This is a genomic window from Pseudoalteromonas sp. GB43, assembly GCF_054923805.1.
Map to the genome: position 1 here is coordinate 1,876,119 of NZ_JBPCHJ010000001.1, position 19,163 is coordinate 1,895,281.

At 41.7% G+C, this 19,163-nt stretch carries 18 protein-coding genes and 1 pseudogene; 17 read left to right on the forward strand and 2 right to left on the reverse strand.

Annotated features, from left to right (window positions below; all coding sequences use genetic code 11):
* Window positions 1-6: 6 nt before the first annotated feature.
* Entirely contained in the window at window positions 7-903 is an 897-nt protein-coding gene (locus ACRWSG_RS09075) for a TonB-dependent siderophore receptor (protein WP_462166919.1), read from the reverse strand.
* Between the two features lie 29 nt (window positions 904-932).
* Entirely contained in the window at window positions 933-2,153 is a 1,221-nt protein-coding gene (locus ACRWSG_RS09080; RefSeq protein ID WP_462166101.1) for a TonB-dependent siderophore receptor, read from the reverse strand.
* 209 nt (window positions 2,154-2,362) lie between these two features.
* Between ACRWSG_RS09080 and mnmE the strand changes: the two genes are divergently transcribed.
* The 17 genes and pseudogenes from mnmE to glmU all read left to right on the forward strand — a co-directional run bounded on the left by mnmE (window position 2,363) and on the right by glmU (window position 19,062).
* Window positions 2,363-3,727 carry a tRNA uridine-5-carboxymethylaminomethyl(34) synthesis GTPase MnmE gene (mnmE, locus tag ACRWSG_RS09085; RefSeq protein WP_194442917.1) on the forward strand — a complete coding sequence of 455 codons (1,365 nt, stop codon included), beginning with the start codon at window positions 2,363-2,365 and terminating at the stop codon, window positions 3,725-3,727.
* Window positions 3,728-3,872: 145 nt separating this feature from the next.
* A complete protein-coding gene (locus ACRWSG_RS09090; protein ID WP_462166102.1) occupies window positions 3,873-4,613 on the forward strand; it encodes an isocitrate lyase/PEP mutase family protein in 741 nt (246 codons plus the stop codon).
* A gap of 586 nt (window positions 4,614-5,199) precedes the next feature.
* Window positions 5,200-5,649, forward strand: a complete 450-nt coding sequence (gene mioC / locus ACRWSG_RS09095) for an FMN-binding protein MioC (protein WP_235374030.1) — start codon at window positions 5,200-5,202, stop codon at window positions 5,647-5,649.
* 430 nt (window positions 5,650-6,079) lie between these two features.
* Window positions 6,080-7,969: a tRNA uridine-5-carboxymethylaminomethyl(34) synthesis enzyme MnmG gene (mnmG, locus tag ACRWSG_RS09100; protein WP_462166104.1), complete on the forward strand. Its 1,890-nt coding sequence runs from the start codon at window positions 6,080-6,082 to the stop codon at window positions 7,967-7,969.
* 15 nt (window positions 7,970-7,984) lie between these two features.
* On the forward strand, window positions 7,985-8,605 hold the full coding sequence (gene rsmG, locus ACRWSG_RS09105; protein WP_235374031.1) for a 16S rRNA (guanine(527)-N(7))-methyltransferase RsmG: 621 nt from the start codon (window positions 7,985-7,987) through the stop codon (window positions 8,603-8,605).
* A 13-nt stretch (window positions 8,606-8,618) separates the two neighbouring features.
* Window positions 8,619-9,404, forward strand: coding sequence for a ParA family protein (locus ACRWSG_RS09110; RefSeq protein ID WP_054554803.1), 786 nt, complete (start codon window positions 8,619-8,621; stop codon window positions 9,402-9,404).
* A gap of 20 nt (window positions 9,405-9,424) precedes the next feature.
* Window positions 9,425-10,335, forward strand: a pseudogene (locus ACRWSG_RS09115) (ParB/RepB/Spo0J family partition protein).
* Between the two features lie 159 nt (window positions 10,336-10,494).
* Window positions 10,495-10,875, forward strand: a complete 381-nt coding sequence (locus ACRWSG_RS09120) for an ATP synthase subunit I (protein WP_054554805.1) — start codon at window positions 10,495-10,497, stop codon at window positions 10,873-10,875.
* 15 nt (window positions 10,876-10,890) lie between these two features.
* Entirely contained in the window at window positions 10,891-11,748 is an 858-nt protein-coding gene (gene atpB, locus ACRWSG_RS09125; protein ID WP_054554806.1) for a F0F1 ATP synthase subunit A, read from the forward strand.
* Window positions 11,749-11,804: 56 nt separating this feature from the next.
* On the forward strand, window positions 11,805-12,038 hold the full coding sequence (gene atpE, locus ACRWSG_RS09130; RefSeq protein ID WP_010561330.1) for a F0F1 ATP synthase subunit C: 234 nt from the start codon (window positions 11,805-11,807) through the stop codon (window positions 12,036-12,038).
* A gap of 42 nt (window positions 12,039-12,080) precedes the next feature.
* On the forward strand, window positions 12,081-12,551 hold the full coding sequence (gene atpF / locus ACRWSG_RS09135; RefSeq protein ID WP_054554807.1) for a F0F1 ATP synthase subunit B: 471 nt from the start codon (window positions 12,081-12,083) through the stop codon (window positions 12,549-12,551).
* 16 nt (window positions 12,552-12,567) lie between these two features.
* Window positions 12,568-13,101, forward strand: coding sequence for a F0F1 ATP synthase subunit delta (gene atpH / locus ACRWSG_RS09140; RefSeq protein WP_054554808.1), 534 nt, complete (start codon window positions 12,568-12,570; stop codon window positions 13,099-13,101).
* Between the two features lie 14 nt (window positions 13,102-13,115).
* Window positions 13,116-14,657 carry a F0F1 ATP synthase subunit alpha gene (atpA, locus tag ACRWSG_RS09145; RefSeq protein WP_054554809.1) on the forward strand — a complete coding sequence of 514 codons (1,542 nt, stop codon included), beginning with the start codon at window positions 13,116-13,118 and terminating at the stop codon, window positions 14,655-14,657.
* Between the two features lie 59 nt (window positions 14,658-14,716).
* A complete protein-coding gene (gene atpG, locus ACRWSG_RS09150; RefSeq protein WP_462166105.1) occupies window positions 14,717-15,577 on the forward strand; it encodes a F0F1 ATP synthase subunit gamma in 861 nt (286 codons plus the stop codon).
* A 32-nt stretch (window positions 15,578-15,609) separates the two neighbouring features.
* Window positions 15,610-16,995, forward strand: a complete 1,386-nt coding sequence (gene atpD / locus ACRWSG_RS09155) for a F0F1 ATP synthase subunit beta (RefSeq protein WP_054554811.1) — start codon at window positions 15,610-15,612, stop codon at window positions 16,993-16,995.
* Window positions 16,996-17,008: 13 nt separating this feature from the next.
* Window positions 17,009-17,431 carry a F0F1 ATP synthase subunit epsilon gene (locus ACRWSG_RS09160; RefSeq protein WP_054554812.1) on the forward strand — a complete coding sequence of 141 codons (423 nt, stop codon included), beginning with the start codon at window positions 17,009-17,011 and terminating at the stop codon, window positions 17,429-17,431.
* 272 nt (window positions 17,432-17,703) lie between these two features.
* Window positions 17,704-19,062, forward strand: coding sequence for a bifunctional UDP-N-acetylglucosamine diphosphorylase/glucosamine-1-phosphate N-acetyltransferase GlmU (gene glmU, locus ACRWSG_RS09165; RefSeq protein ID WP_462166106.1), 1,359 nt, complete (start codon window positions 17,704-17,706; stop codon window positions 19,060-19,062).
* Window positions 19,063-19,163: the final 101 nt, after the last annotated feature.

The following is a 19,163-nucleotide window of genomic DNA, read 5'->3' on the forward strand; positions in this document are numbered from 1 at the left end:
CCACCATTAAAAACTGTATTTAGCACTTAAATAAACGCGACGTGGTTCACCAGGAAAGTGCCCTGTTCGTTCGATAAAGCCACTGCTTGCGTATTCTTTATCAAATAGGTTCTTAACTGATAGCTGCCATTGCCAGTTATCAACGGTTGTTTGCCACGCCATGTTGTAAACAGTGTAAGGTTTAACACGTTGACCGCCTAAACTAAGCTGTTCATCAACATAATCTAAGCCAGCAGAAATAGATGACGATAAGCTAGGTAGCTCATAGCGTGTCCATATACCTAGAGTATTTTGCGGCGCGTTAGCAAATTTATCACTATCAGGAATTTGATTGATAATACTGTCGTTTGCTTCAGTAATACGGGTATCATTATAAGCATAGCTTGCAGTCACTACCCAGCTATCAGTAATATCGCCAACTACCTCAAGTTCAAAACCCTTACTTTGTACTTCACCAACGGCAACTAAATCATCAACGCCGTCACCTGCAACATCACCTAATAAGCTAGGTTGTAGGATGTTTTCGCGGACAATATCGTACACAGCCATATTAACAGCAAGCGTGTCTGCTAATAGTTTGGTTCTTAAGCCTAACTCGTTAATACGGCTAGTCTCCGGCGAGAACGGACCGCCCTTTGCTGTTTCTTGATTACTCGCACTTTGCGGCACAAAGCCTGTGCCATGCAGCGCATAAGGGAAGAACATATCGTTAATGTTATAGCTGGTACCAATACGGTAGGTTAAGTCGCTATCAGAAAACTCGGTTTGATTTAACAGATCTTTGTCTTCAAAACGATCATACCTTAAGCCAGCTGTCACACTCCAATTAGCGGTGATATCTAGTTGATCTTGTAAGTAAGCACCAAAGCGGGTGCTATTCGTTTTGCCAAGCCGTGGGGTAATACTATCAAGATCATAATCATCAGCAGAGGTTAAACCATACTCAGGGTTGTTAAGATCAAGTCCTGGTACTGGACACCTTTACTTTGTTGCGTAGCTGTACGGTAGACGCTTTCAAAATCATGTTCATACCAATCACTACCAAACAGCACTTGATGCTGCATATTAGCAAATGCAAACTCCGCAATCGCATTAGCTGTTAAGCTAAAGCCTTCGTTCTCACGAACTTGATCACGAAACTCACGATGGCTCCAATCAACAATACCGTCGTCATCTGTATCTACGAGGCCTCTTGGTTCATGGTAGTTTTGCACTTCTTTGTTATCAAAATAACGTGCTGTGACATCTGTGCGCCAAACATCATTAAATTCATGTTTTAAAGTAGCCTGATAGACATGGGCTTCAACATTTTGAAAGTCTGTCGCCTCGTTATGATTCCAGCTAATATCAGTTAGAAAATTGCCATTATCATCAGCAGGTACACCACGTAAACGTGCCCCACCCAACTCTTGCTCTATATAGGTATACTGAGTGGTCAATTCGGTTGCACTGTTTATAAGCCACGTATAACCAAGATCAACAATGGTATTATCGCTGCTAGTATTAGCACGGAATGGCTTTTCAGTATCACGGTAAAGACCAACACGGTAAGCATGATTATCAAGTGATTCACTCAATGTTCCTGTGCTTTCTAATGCACCACTGAAGAAGTCATCATTACCTACTTCAACTTCAATACTGTGTTCACTGGTGAATTTAGGCTTCTTAGTTACATAGTTAATAATACCACCCGGATTACCACTACCGTATATAGCGCCAGCAGGTCCTTTTAAAACCGCAACTTGTTCAATATTAAATAATTGCGGCACAGCAAAGCCATTGAAAGGATCGCCCTTTACGCCATCATATAAAATCTCATCTTGGCGGAAACCACGGAATGTCACGCCTGAATAACTAAAGGCATTAACACCAGCTATATTGCTATAAAGGTCGGTAATTTGGCGAGCAGCCTGATCACTAATCAGCTCCTGCGGCAAAATTTGAATTGACTGAGGAATTTTCTCTAAAGGTGTATTGGTACGAGTAGCAAAACTTGACTCGGTTGGGCGATATAAAGAAAACGCACGGCCAACAACTTCTATTTTTTCGAGTTCTTTTGAATCACTTTGATCCGAAGTAGTCACTTCAGTTTGAGCATGGGCAACGCCCGAAAAACCAGCAGCAAGTGCAATAAAAACAGCAGAATGACGCATAATAAAAAACGATAAGATTTAGAATGCGCAACATGTTAATGAATATAGTTATCATTTTCAATGAGTGTTTATTATTAATTAAAGCTAAATAAAGTATTACTTACATCAGACTTTTGCTACCTCATTACTCAAACAGCTATTCGCATGAAATTAAGCCATAGGTTACAATAGAGCCAGCATTCATTCTTTTATTGGCATTATTTCATCGCATGATTAATCAAGACACAATTGCAGCACAAGCGACCGCACCAGGACGTGGTGGGGTTGGTATTATTCGCGTCTCTGGTAGCTTAGCTAAAACAGTGGCAGAACAGATTATTGGCCGTTGTCCTAAAACACGTTACGCAGACTATGTGCCATTTAAAAGCTTGAGCGGTGAACAGCTTGACCAAGGTATTGCTATTTACTTCCAAGGGCCAAATTCATTTACCGGCGAAGACGTACTAGAACTACAAGGTCACGGCGGTCCTGTCGTATTAGATATGCTATTAAAAGAAATTAGCCAAATTGACGGTGTACGTTTAGCAAAGCCAGGTGAGTTCTCTGAGCGCGCATTTATGAATGATAAGCTTGATTTAACTCAAGCAGAGGCAATTGCCGATTTAATTAATGCAACCAGTGAACAGGCAGCAAAAAGCGCCCTCCAATCACTGCAAGGTGAATTCTCTAAACATATTGAAACGCTGGTGGAGAAAGTCATTCACCTACGTATGTATGTTGAAGCTGCAATTGATTTTCCTGATGAAGAAATCGACTTTTTATCAGACGGTAAAGTATCAACAGATCTCAATGCCATCATTGATCAATTAGAGAATGTAACTCAGCAAGCTAAACAAGGTAGCATCATGCGTGAAGGTATGCGTGTTGTTATTGCTGGTCGCCCTAACGCTGGTAAATCAAGCCTACTTAATGCGTTAGCTGGCCGTGATGCAGCCATCGTTACCGAAATAGCGGGTACAACACGTGACGTATTACGCGAACATATCCACATTGATGGTATGCCACTACATATTATTGATACCGCTGGCCTGCGTGAAAGCCCAGATAAAGTAGAGCAAATTGGTATTGAACGCGCATGGGATGAAATTAACCAAGCCGATCGCGTACTATTTATGTTAGACGGCACTGATACATCAGCCACTGACCCTCATGATATTTGGCCAGAGTTTATGGCCAAGTTACCAGAGGGTATGGGTGTTACTGTGATCCGAAATAAAGCCGATATTTCCGGTGAAAATGTCGGTATGGATGAACATAATCAATATCCGGTGATCCGTTTGAGTGCTAAAAATGCAGAGGGTATAGAGTTAGTTCGTACTCACTTGAAGGCATGTATAGGTTTCCAAGGCGCCACAGAAGGTGGATTTATGGCACGCCGTCGTCACTTAGATGCACTTGATCATGCTGCCTATCATTTAAACACAGGCAAAGAGCAATTAGAGATGCATATTGCTGGTGAGATCTTGGCTGAAGAGTTACGCCTAACTCAACAGTTCTTAAATGAGATAACGGGTGAATTTACCTCTGATGACCTACTAGGGAAAATCTTTAGTTCGTTCTGTATCGGTAAATAAATTCCGGTCATCAATATTATAAAAAAGAGTCGCAAGACTCTTTTTTTGTTTTTAGTCCAGTAATCAATTATCGGTTCAGGACGAAACCAGCCAGTAATTAACCTCATATCAATTAGTCTAGCGATGTCATTAAATGGAGGACATCATGGACAAATATCAACTTTTTCACCAATTACACCACCAGCATGGGGGCTTTGTACTCGCTAATGCATGGGATCTTAGTTCAGCACAATTCATCCAAGTTGCGGGAGCTAAAGCCGTAGCAACAACCAGCTGGGGAATTGCTGCCAGTTTAGGGTTAGCTGATGGTGAAAACATCTCTTTTAAAACTCAATTAGCACTGGCTAAAAGCTTAACCGAACACCTTCATATTCCACTCTCTGTGGATATAGAGTCAGGCTACAGTAACGATCCGCTGCAAATTAGCGAAAACGTTTTAGCGTTAGCAAGATTAGGAGTTGTAGGCATCAACATAGAGGACTCAGATAAAGACACTAACGCACTGAGATCTACCGAGCAGCAATGCACTATTATTAGTGAAATAAAGAAAGTACTTAACGAAAATGGCTTCGGTGGTTTATTTATAAACGCCAGAACCGATACCTACTTTGTTAGTGACTCCCCTTTTCAAGCAACATTAAAGCGAGCAAAAGCGTATCAAGATGCAGGTGCTGACGGTCTGTTTGTGCCCGGCTTAACGAACATAGAGCACATAACCGACTTAGCTAACACAATAGATATGCCATTAAATGTGATGGCAATGAGCAATTTTAACTCAGCAAAAGCCGCTTTCGCTGGTGGTGCAAAACGGTTTTCATTGGGTAATTCGCTCTATGATCTAGTCGGTAATACGATAAAAACCAGTTTAACTCAGATCGAAAACTAACTTAGCGAGCTAAAAAATCAGATCAAAACAGCTTTTAAGATCGAATTTAGCTAAAAATGTTATCCACATTTGGGGCTTTTTTAGATCTAAAGGCTGATTTGATCATAAAAAAACGCGAAAATTTGAATTTATTTTCATACAACAGCCCTTTTTGATAACTAATTTTCTTAAAAACAGCCTTTATTAGCGCTTATTTAAGTTTTTTTCGATCTATTTTATTGATCGCAAATTGCAAACCGATCGTTATCAACAAGCGATCTATCCACAAAACGATCATACTCACTATTTTTATCAGATCTGAAAATTTAAGCGCTTACACACAATTAAAGATCAACAACTTAGCAAAGTTATACAGTTTCCAATATTTAGCTTGATCAGAACTTTCCCCAAATTTATCAACAGCTTGATCAAAGGGTTTGATTTATGAATAAAAATAAAAAACCATTAAAAACAGTAGATTATAAAAAGCATTGAATTAAAGCTGTCATTTTAAGCAGAAAAACTTATTCAGATCGTAATTCAACGCTTTACTCACACCCTAACTTAGTTATCATGTGGCCACTTATTTCTATACATGATCAATCACATGCAATCAGTAAATATCATCGTTGGCAGCCAAATGGGATCTGCAGAATACGTGGCAGAGCAACTAGCAGAAGCCCTTGAACAACAAGGGATCCAAGTGCAGCTTCATGAACAGCCTGTATTTGATGATATTGATCAGCAAGATACTATTTGGTTGTTATGTACTTCTACATACGGCGCTGGAGACTACCCAGAGAACCTAGTGCCATTTGTTGAGTCTATTAACCAACAGGCTGATCTTAAAGGATTAAACTACAGTGTGATCGGATTAGGTGACACTAGTTACGACACCTATAACTATGCAGGCCGTAATCTAGATGAGTTATTAGCTAATAAAGGCGCAAACCGCGTGGCAGAACGCTTAGAGCTCAATATTCTTGATGAAGCATTGCCAGAAGACACGGCATTAGCCTGGTTACCAAGCTGGATCGAATCAGCAGGGCTCAATTAAGCCGATCGGTATTGATCGTTGTTATAAAAGTTACTCACAATTTACTGATAATTTAGATCAGATTGTGGATAAACACTGATCTAACTGCGATTTTAACCTAGTTTATCCCTTGGATAAGATCCAATCGATATTGACCTGTGTATAAATAGCCCTTTTGATCAAAGCTTTTACGCGGGAAGATCCGATCATATTAACACCTTTGGACCTGCGTTAAGATCATGTTTTAAATAGTAAAGCGAACATTATCAACAGATCTAGCCGTTACTAGTAGTAAGAGTAATAAAAGATCTCTTTAAAAGAATCCTTTATATTATTAGAGATCACCCACTTAAATCTTGAGCACTGTTTAATCATTTATCTTCTCTAAATTTCTAGGTAGAATACGCTCCCTTTACAAAGTTTTGCTGGTCGATTAAGTAGGATCCCATAAATGATTTTTCACGAACGTTTTGATGTTATTGTTGTAGGTGGTGGACATGCAGGTACTGAAGCTGCATTAGCATCTGCTCGCATGGGCATGAATACCCTATTGCTAACTCATAATATGGATACCCTTGGTCAAATGTCTTGTAATCCGGCAATTGGCGGTATTGGTAAAGGCCATTTAGTTAAAGAGATCGATGCTCTTGGTGGTGCAATGGCTCAGGCTATTGATAAAGGCGGTATTCAATTTCGTACTTTAAACTCATCTAAAGGTCCTGCAGTACGTGCTACACGTGCACAAGCTGACCGTGCTTTGTATAAAGCAGCTATTCAACATACTTTACAACATCAAGAAAACTTAAAGATCTTCCAACAATCATGTGACGATCTAATCGTTGAAGGTGATCGAGTAATCGGTGTTGTAACGCAAATGGGTCTTCGTTTTAGCGCGCCTTCTGTGGTTCTTACCGTAGGTACTTTCTTAGGTGGTCAGATCCATATTGGTTTAGAGAACTTCAAAGGCGGTCGTGCCGGTGATCCACCTTCTATTGCACTTGCTGAGCGTTTACGTGAATTACCTTTCCGTGTTGATCGCTTAAAAACAGGCACGCCTCCTCGTATTGATGCGCGTACTGTTGATTTTAGCAAGATGCAAGAACAGCCAGGTGATACCCCAACGCCTGTATTCTCATTTATGGGTAAACAATCGGATCACCCACAGCAGATCCCGTGTTACATCACTTATACAAATGAAAAAACACATGATGTGATCCGCAATAACTTACATCGCTCACCTATGTATTCAGGTGTAATTGAAGGTATTGGTCCACGTTACTGCCCTTCAATCGAAGATAAGATCGTACGTTTTGCTGATAAAGACAAACATCAAATCTTTGTTGAGCCAGAAGGTTTAACATCATACGAATTATATCCAAATGGTATTTCAACGAGCTTACCGTTTGATGTACAGCTTGAAATTGTGCAATCAATCACTGGTTTTGAAAATGCACACATTTGTCGTCCTGGTTATGCGATTGAGTATGACTTCTTTGATCCGCGCGACTTAAAGCAATCATTAGAAACTAAGTTTATTAATGGTTTATTCTTCGCAGGCCAAATCAATGGTACAACCGGTTACGAAGAAGCAGGCGCACAAGGTTTAATTGCGGGTATGAACGCCGCATTACAAGTACAAGGCAAAGAGTCTTGGACACCTCGTCGTGATGAAGCATACACAGGTGTACTCATTGACGACCTAGCAACATTAGGTACTAAAGAACCGTACCGTATGTTTACTAGCCGTGCTGAATACCGTTTATTACTTCGTGAAGATAATGCCGACATTCGTTTAACTGAAAAAGGCCGTGAACTTGGCTTAGTTGACGATGCTCGTTGGGCTGCATTTAACGAAAAAATGGAAATCATCGAAAAAGAAACGCAACGTTTAAAAGAAACATGGATCCACAAAGATCACGTTGCTGTTGATCAAGTAAATGCGTTATTAAAAACACCACTGACTCGTGAAGCGAGCCTTGAAGATCTGATCCGCCGCCCTGAAATTCGTTATAACGACTTAATGGCAATCGATGGTTTAGGTTCTGAGTTTGATAACCAAGCTGCACTTGAGCAAGTTGAGATCCATACTAAGTACGCAGGCTATATTGCTCGTCAGCAAGATGAGATCAATAAGCAGCTACGTCATGAACAAACTGTATTACCAAAAGACTTTGATTATTCAACTGTTTGTGGTTTATCAAATGAGGTTATCGCAAAGCTTACTGATAGTCGTCCAGATACAATTGGCCAAGCGTCACGTATTTCAGGTATCACCCCTGCTGCTATTTCGCTATTATTAGTCTATCTGAAAAAGCAAGGCTTACTGCGCAAGACTGCGTAGTTGGTGAGGAATACAGTGTTACAACAACAATTAACTTCGCTGTTAGCGCAAACTGATATTGCGCTAACAGAAAAACAGCAACAACAACTTGTGCAATATGTTGAATTATTAGACAAGTGGAACAAAGCGTATAACTTAACCTCTGTTCGTTTACCTGAAGAAATGATGGTTAAACATATTATGGATAGCTTAGTTGTTGCACCACACCTTAAAGGCAAACATTACATTGATGTAGGTACGGGTCCTGGTTTACCGGGTATCGTATTAGCCATCGCTTTACCTGATACACAATTTATATTGTTAGATAGTTTAGGTAAACGCGTGCGCTTTTTGATGCAGGTAAAACATGCACTTGGCCTTGAAAATGTAACCCCAGTGCAGTCTAGAGTTGAAGAATATCAACCAAGTGTTAAATTAGATGGTGTATTAAGTCGTGCATTCGCCTCTTTACAAGATATGGTTGACTGGTGTGCGCACTTGATTGATCATTCAGGTAAATTTATCGCCTTAAAAGGCGTATTTCCGAGCGAAGAACTAGACTCATTACCTAAAGGTATTAAGTTTGATGAAAAAATCAGCTTGGAAGTACCTGAGTTAGATGCGCAAAGACATCTAATCATTCTATCTAAAGACTAGGGATCAGAGCACTGTGGCAAAAGTCATCGCATTAGCAAACCAAAAAGGTGGTGTTGGTAAAACGACCACCGCTGTGAACCTCGCGGCATCGATGGCCGCGACGAAGCGTAAAGTGTTATTAATCGATCTTGATCCGCAAGGAAACGCTACCATGGGTAGTGGTGTCGATAAATACGGTGATGTTGCGACTATTTACGATTTATTGATTGAAGAAACACCAATCGATGAAGTGATCAATAAAGAAACCTCAGGTGAGTATCACTTAATTGCTGCTAATGGCGATGTGACTGCCGCTGAAGTTAAACTAATGGAATTGTTTGCTCGTGAAGTGCGTTTACGTAATGCGCTTGAACAAATTCAAGACCAATACGATTTCATTTTTATCGACTGCCCGCCTTCACTTAACATGCTTACTGTTAATGCAATGGCTGCCGCAGATTCGATTTTAGTTCCGATGCAATGTGAGTATTATGCCCTTGAAGGTTTAACGGCATTAATGGATACCATTACTCAGCTATCTAAGCTAGTAAATCCAGCGTTAACAATTGAAGGGATTTTGCGCACCATGTATGATCCGCGCAATCGCCTTGCAAATGATGTATCAGAACAACTCAAACAACATTTTGGCGATAAAGTATATCGTACCGTTATCCCACGTAATGTCCGTTTAGCAGAAGCGCCGAGTTTTGGTGCCCCTGCCATGTATTATGACCGTGCATCAAGTGGTGCTAAAGCTTACTTAGCCCTAGCCGGCGAAATGTTACGTAGAAAAGAGAAAACATCTTCAGCAGTAGCCTAACTTCGAGGTAAAAAAATAACATGTCTGCTAAAAAACGCGGTTTAGGCCGAGGACTCGACGCTTTATTAAGTTCATCAAAACCTGCCCCAAGTGCAAATAATCAGCAACAAGCGACAGCAACACCAGAGCAAGTCTCTGAAGTAGTTGCAGAGCAAAGCAAAGGTGAGCTGCAAAAATTAGCGATTGAGTTTTTACAATCGGGTAAATATCAACCGCGTAAAGACATGTCTGAAGAAGCGCTAGAAGAGTTAGCCAGCTCAATTCGTGCTCAAGGCATCATTCAGCCAATTGTTGTGCGCCAAATTGGTGCAGACAAATATGAAATTATTGCTGGTGAACGTCGTTGGCGTGCTGCTCAACTTGCAAAATTAGATGCTGTTCCATGTATCATCAAAGATGTACCAGATGAAGCAGCCGTTGCGATCGCATTGATTGAAAATATCCAACGTGAAGACCTAAACGCGATGGAAGAAGCGATTGCATTGAATCGTTTACTTAACGAATTTGAACTCACTCATCAACAAGTCGCCGAAGCAGTTGGTAAATCGCGTACGACTGTGACTAATTTACTACGTCTAAATAACCTTAACGAAGATGTTAAAATCTTGTTAGAACATGGCGACATCGAAATGGGTCATGCACGTTGTTTATTGGCACTTGAAGGCGAAGCGCAGTCAGATGCTGCTAGATTAGCCGTTGCTAAAGCGTTGACTGTTCGTGAAACTGAGAAATTAGTTCGCTCTATTTTAGAACCTGCTCCGAAAAAAGAAGTGCAAGAAAAAATCCGGATGTCAAACAGTTAGAACAAAAACTTGCTGAAAATTTAGGCGCCAAAGTAGAAATAAACTACAATAAAAAAGGCAAAGGCAAACTGGTTATCTCTTATACAACTCTTGATGAGTTGGATGGCATTTTAAGCCGTATAAATTAAGACTATTCCCGTCATTAATTAATAACATGTCCAAAAAGAGACATTTGTGGTGTTTTTGCACTACAAAGGGTCGACTCAAGTTGCAAAACTGGTAGGAATCAGTATAATTTCGCCAGTTTTCATACCCTGACAATTTAACGTTCTAAAGGTTAACAAAACGTGACTAATAGGTTAGCAAGGCCGTATAGGCTTGCCGCATTTAAATTAATTTGTCTTCAGGGTATCGTAGCATTAATCGCTGCAGTAATTGTTTTTATAGGTTGGGGAGTCAATGCCGGCCAGTCAGCGCTTGCTGGCGGAGCTGTTGCACTACTCCCTAATTTTGTATTTGCTGTCTATGCATTCCGTTATATGGGTGCAAGTCGAGTAAATCAAGTGTATGCCTCGCTAAAGCGCGGCAACGGATTAAAATTTATGCTAACAATCGTTTTGTTTGCACTGATACTGAAGTCTTACACGGTCGTTTTATTACCGTTTTTCTGTGTTTATGTATTGGTGTTATTTAGCGGATTGTTTGCGCCCGTTTTTTTTAATCATTAACTTTTGGGATATAACATGGCTGCAGAAGAAGTAACTCTATCAAGCCATATTCAGCACCACTTAACTAACGCTAAGATGTGCTCGACCGACGCTGGTCTTGCCTTCAACAAAGCGTGTGCAGACAGTGGTTTCTGGACATGGAATATAGATACCCTCGCATGGTCAATCGGTCTAGGTCTTGTATTTTTATGGATCTTCCGTAGTGCCGCTAAGAAAGCAAATACCGGTGTACCTGGTAAATTTCAGTGTTTCATTGAAATGATCGTTGAGTTCGTTGGCGACAACGTACGTGACACATACCACGGTAAAAGCGCATTAATCGCTCCATTAGCTCTAACGATTTTCGTTTGGGTGTTCTTAATGAACTTAATGGACTTGATTCCGGTTGATTTCCTACCTGCATTCGCTGGCTTCGTTGGCGAGCAAGCATTTGGTATGGATTCTCACGACGTTTACATGAAGATTGTACCTACCACAGACATCAACATGACTGCTGCACTTGCTATTGGTGTATTCATTCTGATGATCGGTTACGCAATCAAAATCAAAGGGATTGGCGGATTCTTAGCTGAATTAACGCTTCACCCGTTTAGCTCTAATAACAAGCTAGCGATGGTGTTCTTAATCCCATGTAACTTATTACTAGAAACAATCGCTTTAGTTGCTAAGCCGTTCTCGTTAGCACTGCGTTTATTCGGTAACTTATATGCTGGTGAGTTGATTTTCATCTTGATCGGCGCAGTTGGTTTAATGCAACTACCGTTGCACTTTATTTGGGCTGTATTCCACATCTTAGTAATCGTACTGCAAGCATTCGTATTCATGATGCTTACAATCGTTTACCTAAGCATGGCAAGCTCAGATAATCACTAATTTTTTACACTTTTAAATTTTAACTTTAATTTACAATTGAAACTTTGGAGAAAAAAATGGAACTAATGATTGGTCTTAAGTACATCGCTGTTGCTCTACTTATCGGCTTCGGTGCAATCGGTACTGCTATCGGCTTCGGTAACATGGGTGGTAAATTCCTAGAAGCTTGTGCTCGTCAACCTGAACTTGCACCTTCATTACAAGTTAAGATGTTCATCCTTGCTGGTCTAATCGATGCCGTAGCTATGATCGGTGTTGGTATCGCAATGGTATTGTTGTTCGTACTTTAATATTATTTTTTGAACAGCTTACTATTTTAAGGAGGAGCGGTCGTGAACTTAACAGCCACTCTTATCGGTGAATTAATTGCATTTACGGTTTTCGTACTTTTCTGTATGAAATACGTATGGCCACCACTAAATGGTGCAATTGAAGCTCGCCAGAAGAAAATCGAAGATGGTTTAGCTGCCTCTGATAGAGCCGAAAAAGACTTAGAACTTGCGCAAAAGAAAGCTGCTGAGCAGCTTAAAGAGGCAAAAGCTCAAGCGGCTGATATCATTGAACAAGCTAAAAAGCGTGCCACGCTAATCGTTGACGAAGAAACTGTTCGTGGTCAACAAGAGCGTGAAAAAATTATTGCTCAAGGGCACTCTGAAATCGAAGCAGAGCGTAACCGTGTAACAGAAGAACTACGTAAACAAGTAGCGACGCTGGCAGTGGTTGGTGCTGAGAAGATTCTAGAGCGCGAAATCAATCAAGCCGCACACAGTGACATCGTTGAAAAACTTGTCGCTGAGCTGTAATTAGGAGGGTATGAGCATGTCTGAATTGGCTACTATCGCTCGCCCATACGCTAAAGCGGCTTTTGAACTTGCCGTTGAAAAAGGCACTGTTGAAAGTTGGAACGACATGCTGTTCTTTGCTGGCCATGTTGCCAGCAACGAGCAAGCCGCTGCCGCGCTAGCTGGATTGCCTACTGCTACTGAACAAGCAGATCTGTTTATCAAGATCTGTGCAGAGCAGCTCAACGAACAAGGTCAGAACCTAATCAAGGTGATGGCTGAAAATGGACGTTTAGTTGCACTGCCTGCTGTTGCTGAGTTATTCGCTGAATTTAAAGCGGACTACGACAAAGAAATCGACGTTGACGTGATTTCTGCAACACCGCTTGCTGCTGAGCAGCAAGCAACATTGGTAGCGGCACTTGAAAAACGTTTCGCACGCAAAGTTAAGCTGAATTGTAGTGAAGATACTACAGTTGTTGGCGGTCTTATCATTAAGGCGGGTGACACTGTAATCGACGGCTCAGTACGTGGCAAATTAGCCCGCTTAGCTACATCACTACAATCGTAATTGGGAAAAAGAGCATGCAACTTAATTCCACTGAAATTTCAGATCTGATCAAACAACGTATTGAGCAGTTCGAAGTTGTAAGTGAAGCTCGTAACGAAGGTACTATCGTATCTGTTACTGACGGTATCATCCGCATCCACGGTCTTGCTGACTGTATGCAAGGTGAGATGATCGAGCTTCCTGGCAACCGTTATGCTATCGCACTAAACCTTGAGCGTGACTCAGTAGGTGCTGTAGTAATGGGTCCTTACGCTGACCTTAAAGAAGGCGTAAAAGTTAAATCAACTGGTCGTATCCTAGAGGTTCCTGTTGGTCGTGGTCTACTTGGTCGTGTTGTTAACACACTAGGTGCACCTATCGACGGTAAAGGCGCTTTAGATAACGACGGTTTTGAACCTGTTGAGAAAATCGCACCAGGCGTTATCGAACGTCAATCAGTAGATGAGCCAGTACAAACTGGTTATAAATCTATCGATGCGATGATCCCAGTAGGTCGTGGTCAACGTGAGCTTGTGATCGGTGACCGCCAAACTGGTAAAACTGCATTAGCAATCGATGCTATCATCAACCAAAAAGGTACAGGCGTTAAGTGTGTGTACGTTGCAGTTGGTCAAAAAGCATCTACTATCGCTAACGTAGTACGTAAATTAGAAGAGCACGGTGCATTAGAAAACACGATTGTTGTTGTTGCATCTGCTTCTGAATCTGCGGCACTTCAGTACCTAGCACCATTCTCTGGTTGTACTATGGGTGAATACTTCCGTGACCGTGGTGAAGACGCGCTAATCGTATATGATGATTTATCTAAGCAAGCTGTTGCTTACCGTCAAATCTCATTACTACTTAAGCGTCCACCAGGCCGTGAAGCATACCCAGGTGACGTATTCTACCTTCACTCACGTCTTCTAGAGCGTGCATCACGTGTAAACGCTGATTACGTTGAGAAGTTCACTAATGGTGAAGTGAAAGGTAAAACAGGTTCATTGACGGCATTGCCAATCATTGAAACTCAAGGCGGCGACGTTTCTGCGTTCGTACCGACAAACGTTATCTCTATCACCGATGGTCAGATCTTCTTAGAAACTGACTTATTCAACTCAGGTATCCGTCCAGCTGTTAACGCTGGTATCTCGGTATCTCGTGTTGGTGGTGCAGCGCAAACTAAAATCGTTAAGAAACTAGGTGGTGGTATCCGTCTAGCGTTAGCTCAGTACCGTGAATTAGCTGCGTTCTCGCAGTTCGCGTCTGACCTTGACGATGCAACACGTGCTCAATTAGAGCATGGTGAGCGCGTAACAGAGCTAATGAAGCAGAAACAGTACGCACCAATGTCTGTTGCTGAAATGTCTCTGTCGCTATTTGCTGCTGAAAAAGGCTACCTAAAAGACATCGAAATCGCGAAAATCATGGATTTCGAAGCTGGCCTAATTTCTTATGCAAACAGCACATACGCAGAGCTAATGGCTCAAATCAATGAAACTGGTAACTACAACGCTGAGATTGAAGCTCAACTTAAAGAACTTCTAGAGAAGTTCAAGTCGACGCAAACTTGGTAATTTAGTTATGAATGGTGAGCTTTAGGCAACTAAAGCCCACCTGATTCGGAGAGAGAGTCATGACCAGCGGAAAAGAGATTAAAAGCAAGATCGGGAGTATCAAGAATACTCAAAAGATCACCAGCGCAATGGAAATGGTTGCTGCGTCTAAAATGAAAAAAGCGCAGGAACGTGTGGCGTCAAGCCGTCCATACGCTGAAAACTTACGCCAAGTGATTGGTCGTGTTGCTCAAGCAAATCTTGATTTTACTCACCCTTTCTTAGAAGAGCGTGAAGTAAAACGAGTTGGTTATATTGTTATCTCTACTGACCGTGGTCTATGTGGTGGCTTGAACTCAAACGAGTTCAAAAAAGTTGCCCTAGATGTTAAAGCGTGGAAAGAAAAAGGCGTTGAAGCTGAATTTACTACTTTAGGTAGCAAAGCAGCTGGCTTTTTCCAACGTTTTGGCGGTAAGTTAGTCGCTAAAAAAGCGAACTTAGGAGATACACCTTCACTACAAGACGTTATTGGTCCTGTAAAGACAATGCTAGATGCATACTCTGAAGGTAAAATTGACCGCTTATACGTAGTATTTAACAAGTTCGTTAATACTATGAAGCAAGAGCCAACAATCGATCAGTTACTCCCTTTGCCAAAAGCTGAAGAAGAAGTATCTCAACATTCTTGGGATTACTTATATGAGCCAAACCCAGAAGCGATTTTAGAAGCTCTGTTAGTACGCTTTATTGAGTCTCAAGTATACCAAGGTGTAGTTGAGAACGCTGCCTCTGAACAGGCTGCCCGTATGGTTGCAATGAAAGCTGCAACTGATAACGCAGGCGACCTTATGGATGAGTTACAGCTTGTTTATAACAAGGCTCGTCAAGCTGCAATCACACAAGAAATTAGTGAGATTGTTGGCGGTTCGGCAGCAGTTTAACGCTTCGGCAAAGTTTAATGAGAGGAATAGACATGAGTTTAGGTAAGGTCGTCCAAATTATCGGCGCCGTTGTGGATATCGAATTTCCACAAGACAACGTGCCAGCCGTATATGACGCACTAAAAGTAACAGATGGCGACTTAGCTGGTTTAACTTTAGAAGTTCAACAACAGCTAGGTGGCGGTGTGGTACGTGGTATCGCACTTGGTACTACTGACGGTTTACGTCGTGGTACTGCAGTAGAAGGTACAGGTCAGCCAATCCACGTTCCAGTAGGTACGAAGACACTAGGTCGTATCATGGACGTATTAGGTAACCCTATTGATGAAGCTGGTCCAATTGGTGAAGAAGAGCGTATGTCTATTCACCGTGCAGCACCTTCTTATGAAGAACAATCAAGTTCAGTAGAACTTTTAGAGACTGGTATCAAGGTAATCGACCTTGTATGTCCATTCGCTAAAGGTGGTAAAGTTGGTCTATTCGGTGGTGCCGGTGTTGGTAAAACCGTAAACATGATGGAACTTATCCGTAACATCGCAATCGAGCACAGCGGTTACTCAGTATTCGCAGGTGTTGGTGAGCGTACTCGTGAGGGTAATGACTTCTACCATGAGATGAACGACTCAAACGTACTAGATAAAGTATCTCTAGTATACGGTCAAATGAATGAGCCACCGGGTAACCGTTTACGCGTAGCGTTAACTGGTCTTACTATGGCAGAGAAGTTCCGTGACGAAGGTCGTGACGTACTTTTCTTCGTTGATAACATCTACCGTTATACTCTAGCGGGTACAGAGGTATCAGCACTTCTAGGTCGTATGCCTTCAGCAGTAGGTTACCAACCAACTCTTGCTGAAGAAATGGGTGTACTTCAAGAGCGTATCGCATCTACTAAGACGGGTTCAATCACTTCAATCCAAGCGGTATACGTACCTGCGGATGACTTAACTGACCCATCTCCAGCAACAACGTTTGCTCACTTAGATGCAACAGTAGTACTTTCTCGTGATATCGCTTCACTTGGTATCTACCCTGCGGTAGACCCACTTGATTCATCTTCACGTCAACTTGACCCACTAGTAATCGGTCAAGAGCACTACGATACAGCGCGTGGTGTTCAAACAGTTCTTCAACGTTATAAAGAACTTAAAGACATCATCGCAATCCTAGGTATGGACGAGCTTTCTGACGAAGATAAGCAAGTTGTATCTCGTGCACGTAAAATCCAGCGTTTCCTATCTCAGCCGTTCTTCGTTGCTGAAGTATTCACAGGCGCGCCTGGTAAATACGTGTCACTTAAAGACACAATTGCTGGCTTCAAAGGTATCTTAAACGGTGAGTTTGATGATATGCCAGAGCAAGCGTTCTACATGGTTGGCTCTATTGAAGAAGCTCAAGAAAAAGCCAAAAGCATGTAATTAGGAGGGTAGTATGGCGGCTATGACTGTACATCTTGACGTAGTAAGCGCAGAAGAGAGCTTGTTCTCTGGTCTGGTTGAATCGATTCAAGTGAGTGGTAGTGAAGGTGACCTTGGTGTTAACTATGGTCACGCTCCATTATTAACTGCCCTAAAACCTGGTATGGTACGTTTAGTTAAGCAATTTGGTCACGAAGACGTGATGTATATTGCTGGCGGCACGCTAGAAGTTCAACCGGATCGCATCACGATTCTTGCAGATACTGCAGTACGTGGTGAAGACCTAGACGAGCAAGCGGCTGAAAAAGCTAAACGTGATGCTGAAGAGCAAATGGCGAATACGTCAACTGCTGAGTTAGATTATCAACAAGCTGCAGTGCAACTTGCTGAAGCAATCGCTCAACTTCGCGTAATTCAACAATTACGTAAAAAGTAAGCCTACTCGGTTTTCGAAAAGCCCACTTAACGTGGGCTTTTTTGTGCCTAAAATTCACCGTTTAGCACCCTACTTTATATTTATACTTATATCCTTCATCAAAGCTCGCTACAATAGTGTAAATTAATAGTGAATAGCTGTTTCATTCAAGGTTCAGTCCAACACATTAGGATTGCGTATTTACACATGATGTGACTTACACAACTTTGTATGTTTTCCAGAACTCACAAAATATTGCACACCTAAAACAAAGAAAGAAGGATATTGTTTTAATGTCTCTGACTACCGTTATTCTTGCTGCGGGTAAAGGCACCCGTATGCGCTCTGCTCTACCTAAGGTATTACACAAAGTTGCTGGCAAACCTATGGTTCAGCACGTTATTGATAATGCCACTGCCCTTGGCGCTCGTGAAACAAATCTTGTTTATGGTCATGACCGTGATCAGCTTCAAGAAGCCCTATCGCACAACCAAGTAAACTGGGTATTACAAGAAGAACAACTCGGTACGGGTCATGCTGTTGCTGTTGCTAAAGAACACATTGCCGATGATGACACCGTATTAATTCTTTATGGTGATGTGCCACTAACAAAACGCGCGACCTTAGAAAAGCTACTTGCTGCGACTCCAGAAAAAGGCTTAGCAGTATTAACGGTTACCTTAGATGACCCATCAGGTTATGGCCGAATGATCCGTGAAAATGGCAAGCTAGTAGGTATTATCGAACAAAAAGATGCTTCACCTGAGCAACTTGCGATTAAAGAAATCAATACCGGTATTATGGCTGCTAATGGTGCGCTACTCAAACGTTGGTTAGGTAACCTATCTAACAATAACGCCCAAGGTGAATACTACCTAACAGACATTGTTGCTATGGCACACAGTGAAGGGGTTGAAATTACTTCTGCACAGCCTGAGCATCCGATGGAAGTTGAAGGTGCTAATAATCGCGTACAACTTTCAGCGCTTGAACGTGCATACCAAGCATGGCAAGCAGAAGAGCTAATGCTAAACGGCGCAACACTTGCTGATCCTGCTCGTATTGATGTACGTGGTGAAGTAACGACTGGCGAAGACGTACTGATCGACGTTAATGTTATTTTCGAAGGTAAAGTAACTCTGGGTAATAACGTACAAATTGGCCCAAATTGCGTACTTAAAGATTGTACTATCGGCGATAACGTTGTTATTAAAGCTAACTCACTTGTTGAAGAAGCCAGTGTTGCTGCTAAATGTACTTTAGGTCCTTATGCCCGCCTTCGCCCTGGTGCGATTATGGAAGAAGACTCGCACATTGGTAACTTCGTTGAGATGAAAAAGACTCGCTTAGGTAAAGGCTCAAAAGCAAACCACCTAACCTACTTAGGCGACACTGAAGTTGGCGAAAAAGTTAATATTGGCGCAGGGACTATTACTTGTAACTATGATGGCGTAAATAAATCAAAAACCATTATTGGAGATAACGCCTTTATCGGTTCTAATTCATCACTGGTGGCCCCTGTTAATATTGGCTCAATGGCAACGATTGGCGCAGGTTCTGTTATCACTAATACTGTTGAAGATGATCAGCTTGCAGTCGCTCGTGGTAAACAACGTAACCTTACTGGTTGGAAGCGCCCAACTAAAAAGTAATGAGCTACCCTACTAATTTATAAATAAAAAGCGAGTTTATACTCGCTTTTTTTATGACTAAATTTTGTTCTCATAAAAGTGCCATATAGTTGTAATGCCTG